Source organism: Halomonas sp. THAF5a, from assembly GCF_009363755.1.
Lineage (GTDB): Bacteria > Pseudomonadota > Gammaproteobacteria > Pseudomonadales > Halomonadaceae > Halomonas.
Genome location: NZ_CP045417.1, coordinates 1,056,044 through 1,069,914 on the forward strand (window position 1 = coordinate 1,056,044; position 13,871 = coordinate 1,069,914).

The following is a 13,871-nucleotide window of genomic DNA, read 5'->3' on the forward strand; positions in this document are numbered from 1 at the left end:
TTACTCCCACCAGGGGGGAGTGCTACACTCCGGACTCCACTGAACAGACCAGCAAAGGGGAGTTCGCCATGGGGTTCAACAAGATCGTCGTTCCAGAGAGTGGCCAGAAGATAACCGCCAACGCCGACCATACCCTGAACGTGCCGAACAATCCGATCATCCCGTACATCGAGGGTGACGGCATCGGTATCGACGTGACCCCGGCGATGATGATCGCCATCGACGCCGCCGTGGAGAAGGCCTACGGCGGCGAGCGCAAGATCCACTGGATGGAGGTCTATGCCGGCGAGAAGGCCACTCACGTCTACGATGCCGATACCTGGATGCCCGAGGAGACCCTGGAGGCGGTCAAGGAGTACATCGTCTCCATCAAGGGGCCGCTGACCACCCCGGTGGGCGGTGGCATCCGCTCACTCAACGTCGCCCTGCGCCAGAAGCTCGACCTCTATGTCTGCCAGCGTCCGGTGCGCTGGTTCGAGGGCGTGCCGAGCCCGGTCAAGAAGCCCGCCGACGTCGACATGGTGATCTTCCGCGAGAACTCCGAGGACATCTACGCCGGCATCGAGTGGAAGGCCGGTACCCCGGAGGCCGACAAGGTCATCAAGTTCCTGCGTGAAGAGATGGGCGTCACCAATATCCGCTTCCCCGAGAACTGCGGTATCGGTGTCAAGCCGGTCTCCGTGGAGGGCACCAAGCGCCTGGTGCGCCAGGCCCTGCAGTACACTATCGACAACGACCGCGAGTCGCTGACCCTGGTGCACAAGGGCAACATCATGAAATTCACCGAGGGGTCCTTCAAGGACTGGGGCTACGAACTCGCCAGGGAAGAGTTCGGCGCCGAGCTGCTCGACGGCGGTCCCTGGATGACCATGAAGAACCCCAAGACCGGCAAGGAGATCGTCATCAAGGACGTCATCGCCGACGCGATGCTGCAGCAGATCCTGCTGCGTCCGGCCGAGTATGACGTGATCGCCACCCTGAACTTGAACGGCGACTATCTCTCCGATGCCCTGGCGGCGGAAGTGGGCGGCATCGGCATCGCGCCGGGCGCCAACATCTCCGACACCACCGCCATGTTCGAGGCCACCCACGGCACCGCGCCCAAGTACGCCGGCCAGGACAAGGTGAATCCGGGCTCGCTGATCCTCTCCGCCGAGATGATGCTGCGCCACATGGGCTGGACCGAGGCCGCCGATCTGGTGCTCAAGGGCATGGAGAAGGCCATCTCCAAGGGTGAGGTCACCTACGACTTCCATCGCCTGATGGACGATGCCAAGCTGCTCAAGTGCTCCGAGTTCGGTCAGGCCGTCGCCGATAACATGTAATCGCGTTGCCGGATCCGGGGCCCCCGTCCGCCACCAGGCGGGCGGGGGTCCTTTGCGTTCGGCTTTTCCCATTCCACCATGGTGATGAACCCTGCCGGCGCGGTGGCGTCCAAACACGGTTGAGATGTTCGCCGCGCGCGGCTTGTCGAGATGGATAGTGGCTCTTATGTTCTGTAGAGACGATGAGGTACCAGGGCGAGCGTGGCGGCCCTTCCCGACGGCCGGCATGACGCGCCCGCCCGGGCCGGATACGACCGGCCCCCAGGGCCCCGGAGGCGCCGAGGAAGACGATGGCGACCTGGCGGTGCAGAGTGCCGACCCTGAGGTGGCGCGCCCCTCCATGTACAAGGTGGTGCTGCACAACGACGACTTCACCCCCATGGAGTTCGTGGTCGAGGTGCTGCAGACCTTCTTCCACATGGATAGCGAGACGGCGGTGCAGGTCATGCTGACCGTGCACACCCGCGGCAAGGCGACCTGTGGCGTCTTTACTCGCGACATCGCGGAAACCAAAAGCCATCAGGTCAATCAATATGCAAGAGAGTGTCAGCACCCGCTGCTGTGCGACATCGAGGCGGCGGACTGAGCGGCATGGTCGAGGAGGACGTGCGACGGGCAAGCGTTGACGGGAGACTTGCAACGCTGCCGTTTGTACCCGAATGTTGATGATGCCGGACCATGAACGATCCGACGCGAAGCCCTGAGCGGCGAGAAGGGGACTGCCATGCTGAGTAAAGAACTTGAACTGACCCTGAACACGGCCTTTACCGTGGCCCGCTCCAAGCGCCACGAGTTCATGACCGTGGAGCACCTGCTGCTGGCGCTGCTCGACAATGCCTCGGCGGCCGACGTGCTGCGCGCCTGCGGGGCCAACCTCGACAAGCTGCGGACCGACCTGCAGGACTTCATCAATTCCACCACGCCGCTGATTCCCGAGGACCAGTCCGATCGGGAGACGCAGCCGACCCTGGGTTTCCAGCGCGTGCTGCAGCGCGCGGTCTTCCACGTCCAGTCGTCCGGCAAGAGCGAGGTCACCGGCGCCAACGTGCTGGTGGCGATCTTCTCCGAGCAGGAGAGCCAGGCGGTCTACTTCCTCAAGCAGCAGAATGTGGCGCGGGTCGATGCCGTCAACTATATCGCCCACGGCATCTCCAAGGTGTCGGGGCACGGCCAGAGCCCGGCCTCGCCGTCGCCCGAGGCCGAGGAGGCCGAGGAAGGCGCTGCCGAGACCGGCTCCAGCCCGCTGACCAGCTACGCCACCAACCTCAACGAGCAGGCGCGGATGGGCAAGATCGATCCGCTGATCGGTCGCGACCACGAGCTCGAGCGGGTGGTGCAGATCCTGGCGCGCCGGCGCAAGAACAATCCGCTGCTGGTCGGCGAGGCCGGCGTCGGCAAGACCGCCATCGCCGAGGGGCTGGCCAAGCGGGTCGTCGAGGAGGACGTGCCCGAGGTGATCAGCGATGCCGTGGTCTATTCGCTGGACATGGGAGCGCTGCTGGCCGGCACCAAGTACCGCGGCGACTTCGAGAAGCGCCTGAAGAACCTGCTGGCCGAGCTGCGCAAGCAGCCCAACGCCATCCTGTTCATCGACGAGATCCACACGGTGATCGGGGCGGGCGCCGCCTCGGGCGGGGTGATGGATGCCTCCAACCTGCTCAAGCCGCTGCTCTCCTCGGGCGAGCTGCGCTGCATCGGCTCCACCACCTTCCAGGAGTATCGCGGCATCTTCGAGAAGGACCGTGCCCTGGCCCGGCGCTTCCAGAAGGTCGACGTGCTGGCGCCCTCGGTGGAGGACACCACGCGGATCCTCAAGGGACTGCGCTCGCGCTTCGAGGAGCATCACCAGCTGAAGTACACTGACGCGGCCCTGGAGAGCGCGGCGCGGCTGTCGGATCGCTACATCAACGACCGCCACCTGCCCGACAAGGCCATCGACGTGATCGACGAGGCCGGCGCCCACCAGCGGCTGCTGCCGCCGGAGGTGCGCGTCGATACCATCGACGTGGACCAGGTCGAGGCGGTGGTGGCGTCCATCGCGCGGATTCCGCCGAAGAGCGTCTCCAGCTCCGACCGCCAGCTGCTGGCCAACATCGACCGTGACCTCAAGATGCTGGTGTTCGGCCAGGACGAGGCGATCGACAGCCTGGCCGCGGCGATCAAGCTGTCCCGGGCCGGCCTCAAGTCGCCGGACAAGCCGGTGGGCAGCTTCCTGTTCGCCGGCCCGACCGGGGTGGGCAAGACCGAGGTGGCCCGCCAGCTCTCGCACATCATGGGCATCGAGCTGGTGCGTTTCGACATGTCCGAGTACATGGAGCGCCACACCGTGTCGCGGCTGATCGGCGCGCCTCCCGGCTACGTCGGCTACGACCAGGGCGGGCTGCTCACCGAGGCGATCACCAAGCAGCCCCACTGCGTGCTGCTGCTCGACGAGATCGAGAAGGCGCACCCCGAGGTCTTCAACCTGCTGCTGCAGGTGATGGACCACGGCCGCCTGACCGACAACAACGGCCGCGAGGCGGACTTCCGTCACGTGATCCTGATCATGACCTCCAATGCCGGGGTCGAGCAGGCCACGCGGCGCTCCATCGGCTTCCAGAGCCAGGACCACTCCACCGACGCCATGGAGGTGATCCGCAAGACCTTCTCGCCCGAGTTCCGCAACCGCCTGGACGGCATCATCCAGTTCCACGCCCTGCCCACCTCGGTGGTGCGCAACGTGGTGGACAAGTTCCTGGTGGAGCTGCAGGCGCAGCTCGACGAGAAGCGGGTCCAGCTGGACGTGGACGATGCGGCGCGGGCATGGCTGGCCGAGAAGGGCTACGATCCCGACATGGGGGCTCGCCCGATGGCGCGCCTGATCCAGGAGAAGCTCAAGAAGCCGCTGGCCGAGCTGATCCTGTTCGGCGAGCTCGCCGAGCACGGCGGTGTGGTGCACGTCAGCGTGGAGGACGGCGAGCTGCATCTGGCCACGGAGGCGGAGCTGGCCGACGCGCCCTGACGCGGGTCAGGAGCGGTCAGACCCACACAGCGCCCTGTCTTCGGACGGGGCGTTGTTCGTTCGGGCGAGATACGAGAGAGTGGTGTCGGGCGCGGAGGCGACCGGCACTCGAGCGGCGTCCGGGCCCTGGCGGCCCGATCGGCGCTCAGCGGGCGCGGTAGACGATACGGCCCTTGGACAGGTCGTAGGGGGTCAGTTCGACCTTGACCTTGTCGCCGGTGAGGATGCGGATGTAGTGCTTGCGCATCTTGCCGGAGATGTGGGCAGTCACCACGTGGCCGTTCTCGAGCTCGACGCGGAACATGGTGTTGGGAAGGGTATCGACGACGACGCCTTCCATTTCGATATGGTCTTCGCGTGCCATATAGGCGGTTCCTCGCTGATGATGACAAAAAACAGGCGGCACGATGTCACGGCGGGCCACCCGTGTCGACAGAATAGCGCGATATTGTGCCGCATGCCGCCCGTCAAGGCAAAGGAAGCCCGGCTCGTCGTCGCCTATCGCGTCGTGATCAGGCGCCGCCAGTGGCGACCATCGAGCATCTCCAGCGGCTGGAACGCCTGCTTGTAGGCCATCTTGCGGCACTCGCGGATCCAGTAGCCGAGATAGACATGGGGCAGCCCCAGCGCGAGGGCGCGGCGCACCAGTTCGAGCACGGCCAGGGTGCCCAGCGAGCGGCGCTCCAGCGCCGGTGACGGATCGAAGAAGGTATAGATGGCCGACAGGCCGTGCTCGAGCTGGTCGAAGGCGGAGACCGCCACCAGGCGGCCGTCGAGGCGAAATTCCAGCAGCCGGGCGTAGGGCTGGTCGAGGGTCAGGAAGGTGCGGTACTGCTCGTGGCTCGGCGGGTACATGTCGCCATCGGCGTGACGGGTCCTGACGTAGTGCGCATAGAGGGCATAGTGCTCGGCATCGAAGAGGGCGGGACGCACCTGCAGGCTGAGGTCGGCATTGCGGTTCAGCAGCTTGCGCTGGGTGCGACTCGGCGAGAACTCCTCCACCGGGATGCGCACCGAGATGCAGGCGTTGCAGGCATCGCAGTGGGGGCGATAGAGGTGGCGACCGCTGCGGCGAAAGCCGAGCAGCGCCAGGGCGTCATATACGCCTTGTCCCGGTGACTCCTGGGGGTCGAGAAACAGCGTGGTGGCCTCGCGCCCGGCCAGGTAGCTGCAGGCGTGGGGCACGGTCAAGAAGAAGCGCAGGTCCCTGACCGGCTGTCGGGGGGCGTTGCTGCTCAAGGCGGCCATCTCCTCTGCATCGTGCAACCGGGACTCCCCGGCCCGGTCACCCTGAGGTGCCGATCGTTGTGAAGGACCAGGCGGGTGGCGGCGCGCTTGAGGCCCCGCCCCGGCGGCCATGCACGGGGTCACCCAGCCACTGATCAAGATAGCCGATGAACTCGCTCCGGGCGATGTCCCGGGCGCCCAGGCTCGCCAGGTGGCCGGTGTGCATCTGGCAGTCGATCAGCCGGCCGCCGCCGGCGGCCATGGCGCGTACCAGCCGTACCAGGGCGACCTTGGAGGCATCGGGCGCCCGGGAGAACATCGATTCGCCGAAGAACACCGGGCCCATCGCGATGCCGTAGAGGCCACCGACCAGGACATCGCCGTGCCAGACCTCCACGGAGTGGGCGGCCCCCAGGGCGTGCAGCCGCGCATAGGCCTCTCGCATCTCGTCGGTGATCCAGGTGCCCGGCTGGCCATCCCGCGGCGCCGCGCAGGCCGCCATCACCGCCTCGAAGGCGCGGTCGGCGGTGACGGCAAAGCCGGCGTTGCGCAGCCGCTTGGCGAGGCTTCGCCGCACGCGGATCTCGCTGGGGAACAGCACCATGCGGGGGTCCGGGCTCCACCAGAGGATCGGCTGGTCGTCGCTGTACCAGGGAAAGATGCCGTGACGGTAGGCGGCCAGCAGCCAGGCCGGGGTCAGGTCGCCGCCCGCGGCGAGCAGGCCATCGGGGTCGCGCAGTGCCGACTCGACGGGGGGAAACCGGACATCGTGGGCGGGGAGCCAGGGCAGCATGGGGCCTCTTCCTCGTGGATGGTTCGCTCAGTCTGCCCCGCACCGGGGCGGGGCTCAAGGCATGCCGGCCCCTGTGATGGTGAGCGCTTGCTCGGTATGATTGATGACCATGACATCCGCAATACGCCATGTGGGCGCAAGGGAGGTGGCCGCTTGAGTGACAAGAAGAGGTCCTCGTCGCGTCGGGCGACGGCGGCGAATGCCAGGGAGACGGCCAAGCGCTTTGGCCTGCGGCTGCAGGGGGCGACCCGCGAAGGCGTGGTGATCCTGCTGCTGGCCGCCTGCGTGTTTCTGCTGCTGGCGCTCTACAGCTTTCGCCGGGACGACCCCGGCTGGTCGAGCAGCGGGCCGGAGACCGAGGTCGCCAACTGGATGGGCGCCGTCGGCGCCTGGCTGGCCGACGTGCTCTATTCGCTGTTCGGCGTCAGTGCCCTCTGGTGGCCCGGCATGCTGGGATTTGCCGCCTGGTGGCTGATCCGCTCGCGCCAGGTGCGTTTCGAGTGGGATCCCACGGCCCTGGCGGTGCGCTGCGGGGGGCTGGTGCTGCTGCTGCTGGGTACCACCACCCTGGGAGCGCTGCACTTCTACCGACCCGACGGCCCCTTGCCCTACTCGACGGGCGGCATCCTCGGCGAGGGGCTGGTCGGCGCGCTGCTGCCCCTGGTGGGGGCGGGCGGTACCGGCCTGCTCTCAGTGGCAGCCATGCTCTGCGGCTTTCCCCTGTTCACCGGGCTCTCCTGGCTGACCGTGATGGACGAGCTGGGCCGACGCAGCCTGCTGGGATGGCGCTGGGTGGTCGACCGCTTCGGGTTCTCCCGGGAGCGACGCGCCGAGCGGCGCGACCTCGACCAGCAGGCCCGCGAGACCCAGGCGGACAAGTCGCCGGCGACCGACGGCCAGGCCGAGGCACGGCCTTCCTGGTGGCGGAGGCTGGGCCGTGGTCGCTCCCGTGAGGAGGCGCCGGCGCTGGCGACCGATCCCGGCTTCGGCGATGACGGCGAGACCGATATCCCCTGGGAGGTACCCGCGCGCACCCCCTCGGCCAAGCGCCCCGAAGCCGCCTATACGGCGCGCATGGCCCAGGAGCCCCGGGTCGACGTCACGCCCCCCCAGGCGCCGCGCCGAGAGTCGCCGCCGCCCGCCACCGACGAGACGCCCGAGAGGGCCCGCGCGCCGCGCCCGGAGTCGAGTGTGCAGGCGACTCCGGTGCCCGCCGAGCTTCGCGAGCAGGAGGGGCGTCACGCCACGCGCCGCCATGCCACCGAGGCGCCCGTCGCGCCGCGTCGGCCGGAGGCGATCCCGGAGCCGGTGCTGCCCGATGACGACGAGGTGGTGCCGGCCTGGCAGGGGCCGGCGCTGCGGGCCCAGCGTGACGACGAGGCGCACGCAGACGCCTCCCGTGAAGCGCCCGCCACGGCCGAGGACACCGCCGAGGCGCTCGACGCGCCGCCCGTGGCGCGGGCCTCCTCGGGGGCCTCGCCGCACTCGCCTGCGCGCGACACCCGGCGGCACGAGCCGAGGCTCGCCGACTGGCAGGGCGACGATGACGAGTTCGACGAGGCGGACTCGGAGCCGTCTCTCGCGCTCGGGCCCCAGGCGGATGACGCGCCTGCCCAGGCGACCCGCGACCCCGCGCCGGCGGAGGAGGAGGCCAGCCGCGTCACGGCCGAGACGCCGTTGAAGCGGGATCCCGGCGTGGCGCCCCCCGAGCCCGCCGAGGAGGAGGACGCGCCGGTCATGGGCGATGTCGAGGACGACGCGCCCCGGGTGGCGAGCGCCGAGCAGGCTCGCGAGGCCGCCGATGAGCCCGAGGGCCCGACGCTCTGGACCGTGGAACACCTGCAGAACCAGCGTCCGGACATGGAAGCGCTGGCCGAGCCCGAGGGCGCACTGCCCAGCCTGCGGCTGCTCACGCCGCCCCAGTCTCACCAGCCCAACTACACCGATGAGCAACTGGCCGAGATGGCCGAGCTGCTGGAAGTGCGGCTGCGCGAGTACGGCGTCAAGGCCGAGGTGGTCGACACCTGGCCGGGGCCGGTGATCACGCGCTTCGAGATCAAGCCGGCGGCCGGGGTGAAGGTCTCCAAGATCAGCAACCTGGCCAAGGACCTGGCGCGCTCGCTGATGGTCAAGAGCGTGCGGGTGGTGGAGGTAATCCCGGGGCGGCCCACGGTGGGCATCGAGATTCCCAACCCCAAGCGCGAGATGATCCGTCTGCGCGAGGTGATCGACTCCGACCGCTATCAGCACGAGGCCTCGGCGCTGACCCTGGCGCTCGGCCAGGACATCGGCGGCGGCCCGGTGGTGGCCAACCTCGGCAAGATGCCCCACCTGCTGGTGGCCGGTACCACCGGCTCGGGCAAGTCGGTGGGCGTCAACGCCATGCTGATCTCCATGCTGCTCAAGGCGACACCCGACGAGGTGCGCATGATCATGGTCGACCCCAAGATGCTGGAGCTCTCGGTCTACGACGGCATCCCGCACCTGCTGGCACCGGTGGTCACCGACATGAAGGAGGCGGCCAACGCCCTGCGCTGGTGCGTGGCCGAGATGGAGCGCCGCTACAAGCTGATGGCCGCCATGGGCGTGCGCAACATCGCCGGCTTCAACGCCAAGCTCGACGAGGCCGAGCGCGCCGGTGCCCAGGTCGCCGACCCGCTGTGGGAACCGCAGCCCTGGGAGATGCATCAGGCGCCGCCGGTGCTCGAGAAGCTGCCCTATATCGTGGTGGTGATCGACGAGTTCGCCGACATGTTCATGATCGTCGGCAAGAAGGTCGAGGAGCTGATCGCGCGCCTGGCCCAGAAGGCCCGGGCCGCCGGCATCCACCTGATCCTCGCCACCCAGCGCCCGTCGGTGGACGTGGTGACCGGCCTGATCAAGGCCAACATCCCCACCCGCATGGCATTCCAGGTCTCCTCCCGGGTCGACTCGCGCACCATCCTCGACCAGGGGGGCGCCGAGAACCTGCTGGGCCACGGCGACATGCTCTACCTGCCCGCCGGGTCCGGCATGCCGACCCGCGTCCACGGCGCCTTCGTCGACGATGACGAGGTGCATCGAGTGGTCGAGGACTGGAAGCGCCGCGGCGAGCCGGAGTACATCGACGAGATCCTCTCCGGTGGCGTCTCCGCCGAGGCCCTGGCCGGGCTCGAGGCCGAGGGGGGCGGCGGTAGCGACGGCGATGCCGAGCAGGATGCCCTCTACGATGAAGCGGTGGCCTTCGTCACCGAGAGCCGTCGCGCCTCGATCTCGGCGGTCCAGCGGCGCTTCAAGATCGGCTACAACCGCGCCGCGCGCCTGGTCGAGTCCATGGAGATGGCCGGCGTGGTCTCCACCATGGGCACCAACGGCGGCCGCGAGGTGCTGGCGCCGCCCCCGGTGAGCGACTGACGCGCCGCCAATCATGCAGCAATGATGGAAGCCCCGGCGGGGATGCAACCCGCCGGAGCCCCTCCGGTCCGAATGGCAGGAAGTCAGGATGGACCCGTCCAGGGAGACAGAGACGATGAGCATCAAGAAGACCCTCGCCGCGCTGACCCTTGCGCTGGCCACGCCGATCTCGGCGCTCGCCAGCGAGGGGGCCGACCGCCTGGCGACCCTCCTCGAGCCGCTCAAGACCTACGCGGCCGACTTCGAGCAGCAGATTCTCGACGGCAGCGGCCAGCGTCTGCAGGAGGCGCGTGGCCGCATCTGGCTGTCGCGCCCCGGCAAGTTCCGCTGGGAAGTGGAGGCGCCCTACGAGCAGCTGGTGGTCTCCGGCGGGGAGGAGGTCATCCTCTATGACCCCGACCTCGAGCAGGCCACGGTGCAGCCCCTCGACCAGCGCGTGACCCACACCCCGGCCCTGCTGCTCTCCGGCAGCGCCGACGAGCTGACCGACAGCTACGAGGTCACCCGCCAGCAGCAGGGCGCCAGCGAGACCTTCATCCTGCTGCCCAGGGATCCCGACACCCTCTTCGAGGAACTCAAGATGACCTTCCGCGGCGAGGCCCTGGCCATGCTGCAGATGACCGACAGCACCGGCCAGCGCACCGCCATCGGCTTCGACAATGTGCGCATGAACGAGCGGCTGGAGGCCGATCGCTTCGATTTCGCCATTCCCGACGGCACCGACGTGATCCGCGAGTCGCGGTAGAGCGCCAAGCGGAAAGCGCCGAGCCGCCAAGCTGTTCGGTGGTAGGCGGCAGGCCTCGAGGCAATACATGACAACCCCCGGCGGACATGATGTCTGCCGGGGGTTCTCTTTGGGGCCAGGGTATCCTGCTTGGCTGCTTGGCTGCTTGGCTGCTTGGCTGCTTGGCTGCTTGGCTGCTTGGCTGCTTGGCTGCTTGGCTGCTTGGCTGCTTGGCCGCTTGGCCGCTTGGCCGCTCGGCGCTACCCGCCGCCGTCCGCCTCGGCATCCCGCTGTGCCCGCCAGGCCATGATCTGGGCGTAGCGCTTTTCCTGGCCGTGGTCGGTGGGCTCGAAGAGCGGGCGGCGGGGCACCTCCTCGGGCCAGCAGTCGTGGGCGCTGCCCGCCGGATAGCCGTCGGGCTCGTTGTGGGCGTAGCGATAGCCCTCGCCGTGGCCCAGGGATTCCATCAGCTTGGTGGGGGCGTTGCGCAGGTAGGTGGGCACCTCGAGCTGGGGCTGCGAGGCCGCGAGCGCCTTGGCCTGCTTCCAGGCCTGATCGATGGCGTTGCTCTTCGGGGCCACCGCCAGGTGGATGGCGGCCTGGGCGATGGCCCGCTGGCCCTCGTAGTCGCCCAGGCGCAGGTAGGCGTCCCAGGCGGCCATCACCAGCGGCAGGGCGCGCGGGTCGGCGTTGCCGACATCCTCCGAGGCGATGGCCGCCAGGCGGCGAATCACGTCCAGGGGGTCGCCGCCGCCCTGCATGAAGCGCGCCATGTAGAGCAGGGCGGCGTCGGGGCGCGAGGAGCGGATCGACTTGTGGATCGCCGAGAGCAGGTCATAGTAGTGGTCGCCCTGCTTGTCGAAGGCGCTGGCGGTGTGGCCGATCACGTCCTCCAGCGCCTCACGGGGCAGGCGTTCGCCGTCCCCCTCGGCCAGCGTGAAGTCGCAGGCGGTCTCCAGCAGGCCCAGCGCCCGGCGGGCATCGCCGGCGGCGGCGCGGGCCAGCAGCGCCAGCACCTCCTCGTCCACCCGGATCCGTCGGGCGCCCAGGCCGCGGTCTTCGTCCGCCAGGGCCCGGCGCATCACCTCGACGAGCTCCCCCTCGTCGAGGGACTTGAGCACGTGGACCCGGGCCCGGGAGAGCAGCGCCGAGTTGACCTCGAAGGAGGGGTTCTCCGTGGTGGCGCCGATCAGCGTCAAGAGCCCCGACTCCACGTGGGGCAGCAGGGCGTCCTGCTGGCTCTTGTTGAGGCGATGGATCTCGTCGAGAAACAGCAGGGTAGGGCGCTCCCGGGCCTGGGCATCGCGGGCGCGATCGACCGCGGCGCGGATCTCCTTCACGCCGGCCATCACCGCCGAGAGATGCTCCAGGTGGGCGCCGGAGACCTCGGCGAGGATCTCGGCCAGGGTGGTCTTGCCGGTGCCGGGAGGGCCCCAGAGGATCATCGAACGCACCACGCCGCTCTCGGCCATGCGGGCCAGCGGCTTGCCGGGCCCCACCAGCGCCTGCTGCCCCACGTAGTCCTCGAGGCGGCGCGGGCGCATGCGATAGGCCAGGGGGGCCGCGTCGTCGGCGGCGTGGCGCTGGAAGAGGTCCATGTCTGACTCCTTGGCGCGTGGCTGCTAGAGTGGGTGTGTCGTCGCAGGCAATACGACCTTGGGGGACAGGCAAGATTCGCTCCGGGCGTCTAGCCTGAGGCAGTCCGCTTCGGCGTGGAACGCCGCTCGGTGAACCCGATACGCCGTGGCGAATCGAAGGGGGATAGGCATCCGTTCCCTCTGCCGCCCGATCCACCGCTCGTGACCCATTTCGCCATGGAGGAGATGACCGCCATGCCCAAGCTGAACCAGTTGCGTCAGGATCATGCCAACATGGCGCGCATGTTGCACGTTCTGCAGCTCAAGCAGAAGACCCTGGCCCAGGGGGAGCGCCCCAACTTCCAGCTGGTCAGGGAGGTCGTGGACTACATCCTCGACTACCAGGAGGGGTTCACCCGGCCCCTCGAGAAGGTCTGCAGCGAGCGGCTCAAGGAACTGGACCCGTCAAGCGCCGAGGTCACCGAGCAGCTCGCCAGGGACTATCGCGCGCTGAAGGCCCGGCTGCATCGCCTCTCCGACGACCTCGACATGATCCTCATGGATTCGGTCGTGCCGATGGACACCTTCGCCGAGGACCTCAAGTCCTACCTGGAGAGCCACCGCGCCTACCTCCGCGAGGAGCGGGAGAAGCTCTTCCCGCTGATCCGCCAGAACTTCAGCGACGAGGACTTCAAGGCGCTGCAGGAGGCCCTGCCGGAGGGGGCCCAGGACCAGGTCGCGCGACTCGAGGAGGCCTATCCCGAGCTCTATCACGAGCTGCGTGACGCGCCCGTGCCCGAGACCTGAGCCCGGATGTTCCCTGGGGCCTCCCCGGGCGAGGCCCCGTTGGCTGCTGCCCCTACGGCAGCGGTCGTCGCCCTTCGGCTTGGCGGCGACTCTGGGGTAGAATGGCCGCCTTCGTCCGCGACCGTCGTCCCGCCATGCCTCTGCCCTTGCCACACGCCTCCCCGCTGTCACGCTCGGTGCCCCTGTCGGGGGCGCGTGGCTGATGGCGGCACCGATCCTGGTCTTCGATTCCGGCGTGGGCGGGCTCTCGGTGGTGCAGGCGCTGCGCCATCGCCTGCCCGGGGCCGCCCTGGCCTACGCCTGCGATAACGCCATGCTGCCCTATGGGCGGCGAGAGGACGCTTGGCTGGTCGAGCGGATCCAGGCGGTCTGCCAGGCGGCGGTGGCCGCCAGCGGCGCCCGGGCGCTGGTGGTGGCCTGCAACACGGCCAGTACGCTGGCGCTGGACGCCCTGCGCGAGGGCCTGGCCGTTCCCGTGATCGGTACCGTGCCGGCCATCAAGCCGGCTGCCGCCGTCAGTGCCACGCGCCATATCGGCCTGTTGGCGACCAGTGCTACCGTGTCGCGTCCCTATACCCTGCGGCTGATCCGCGACTTCGCCGCCGACTGCCGCGTCACCCGGGTGGCCGCCGATGCCCTGGTGGGCGAGGCGGAGCGCCTGGTGATCGGGGAGTCGCCGGATCTCGCGGCGATTCGCCGGACCCTCGCCCCCCTCTGGACGCCGGCGTCGTGCGGCGAGCCGGTCCTGGATACCGTGGTGCTGGGCTGCACCCATTTCCCGCTGCTGCGCCGTCAGCTGGTGGATGCCGCCCCCCGCGAGGTGGCCTGGATCGACTCGGGAGAGGCCATCGCGCGCCGCGTGGCCCAGGTCGTGACGGCGCCCGATCATGACGCCTCTGCCGGGCCGAGCTTCGTCACGGCGCCCGACCGGCGCCTTGCCACGGGACTGGCCGCCTTCGGCTTCGCCCCGCCGCGGACGCTGCAGCCGGCCTGAGCCGCCCGCGTTCACGTCGTCTTCGCCCCT

At 69.0% G+C, this 13,871-nt stretch carries 11 protein-coding genes; 7 read left to right on the plus strand and 4 right to left on the minus strand.

All coding sequences use genetic code 11. From position 1 onward, the window contains the following. Positions 1-68 precede the first annotated feature (68 nt). The 3 genes from icd to clpA all read left to right on the plus strand — a co-directional run bounded on the left by icd (position 69) and on the right by clpA (position 4,326). Positions 69-1,325, plus strand: a complete 1,257-nt coding sequence (gene icd / locus FIU83_RS04740) for an NADP-dependent isocitrate dehydrogenase (RefSeq protein ID WP_152482999.1) — start codon at positions 69-71, stop codon at positions 1,323-1,325. A gap of 226 nt (positions 1,326-1,551) precedes the next feature. Then, complete coding sequence (clpS, locus tag FIU83_RS04745) at positions 1,552-1,911, plus strand: ATP-dependent Clp protease adapter ClpS (RefSeq protein ID WP_152483000.1); 360 nt, start codon at positions 1,552-1,554, stop codon at positions 1,909-1,911. 138 nt (positions 1,912-2,049) lie between these two features. Then, on the plus strand, positions 2,050-4,326 hold the full coding sequence (clpA, locus tag FIU83_RS04750; protein ID WP_152483001.1) for an ATP-dependent Clp protease ATP-binding subunit ClpA: 2,277 nt from the start codon (positions 2,050-2,052) through the stop codon (positions 4,324-4,326). A gap of 145 nt (positions 4,327-4,471) precedes the next feature. Here clpA and infA read toward each other — a convergent pair whose 3' ends face one another. The 3 genes from infA to aat all read right to left on the minus strand — a co-directional run bounded on the left by infA (position 4,472) and on the right by aat (position 6,346). Then, entirely contained in the window at positions 4,472-4,690 is a 219-nt protein-coding gene (gene infA, locus FIU83_RS04755; protein ID WP_040185975.1) for a translation initiation factor IF-1, read from the minus strand. A gap of 134 nt (positions 4,691-4,824) precedes the next feature. After that, on the minus strand, positions 4,825-5,565 hold the full coding sequence (locus FIU83_RS04760; RefSeq protein WP_152483002.1) for an arginyltransferase: 741 nt from the start codon (positions 5,563-5,565) through the stop codon (positions 4,825-4,827). 46 nt (positions 5,566-5,611) lie between these two features. After that, positions 5,612-6,346, minus strand: coding sequence for a leucyl/phenylalanyl-tRNA--protein transferase (aat, locus tag FIU83_RS04765; RefSeq protein ID WP_152483003.1), 735 nt, complete (start codon positions 6,344-6,346; stop codon positions 5,612-5,614). Between the two features lie 153 nt (positions 6,347-6,499). Here aat and FIU83_RS04770 point away from each other — a divergent pair, with 153 nt between their 5' ends. Together FIU83_RS04770 and lolA are read left to right on the plus strand one after the other, a co-directional pair. Further along, positions 6,500-9,739: a DNA translocase FtsK 4TM domain-containing protein gene (locus FIU83_RS04770; RefSeq protein WP_253939539.1), complete on the plus strand. Its 3,240-nt coding sequence runs from the start codon at positions 6,500-6,502 to the stop codon at positions 9,737-9,739. Positions 9,740-9,854: 115 nt separating this feature from the next. Continuing rightward, entirely contained in the window at positions 9,855-10,484 is a 630-nt protein-coding gene (gene lolA / locus FIU83_RS04775) for an outer membrane lipoprotein chaperone LolA (protein ID WP_152483004.1), read from the plus strand. A gap of 239 nt (positions 10,485-10,723) precedes the next feature. On the opposite strand, the gene FIU83_RS04780 is transcribed toward lolA, so the two are convergent. Beyond that, positions 10,724-12,061, minus strand: a complete 1,338-nt coding sequence (locus FIU83_RS04780; protein ID WP_152483005.1) for a replication-associated recombination protein A — start codon at positions 12,059-12,061, stop codon at positions 10,724-10,726. 234 nt (positions 12,062-12,295) lie between these two features. Here FIU83_RS04780 and FIU83_RS04785 point away from each other — a divergent pair, with 234 nt between their 5' ends. Continuing rightward, positions 12,296-12,847, plus strand: coding sequence for a hemerythrin domain-containing protein (locus FIU83_RS04785; protein WP_152483006.1), 552 nt, complete (start codon positions 12,296-12,298; stop codon positions 12,845-12,847). Positions 12,848-13,049: 202 nt separating this feature from the next. Continuing rightward, positions 13,050-13,841, plus strand: coding sequence for a glutamate racemase (gene murI, locus FIU83_RS04790; RefSeq protein WP_152483007.1), 792 nt, complete (start codon positions 13,050-13,052; stop codon positions 13,839-13,841). Positions 13,842-13,871: the final 30 nt, after the last annotated feature.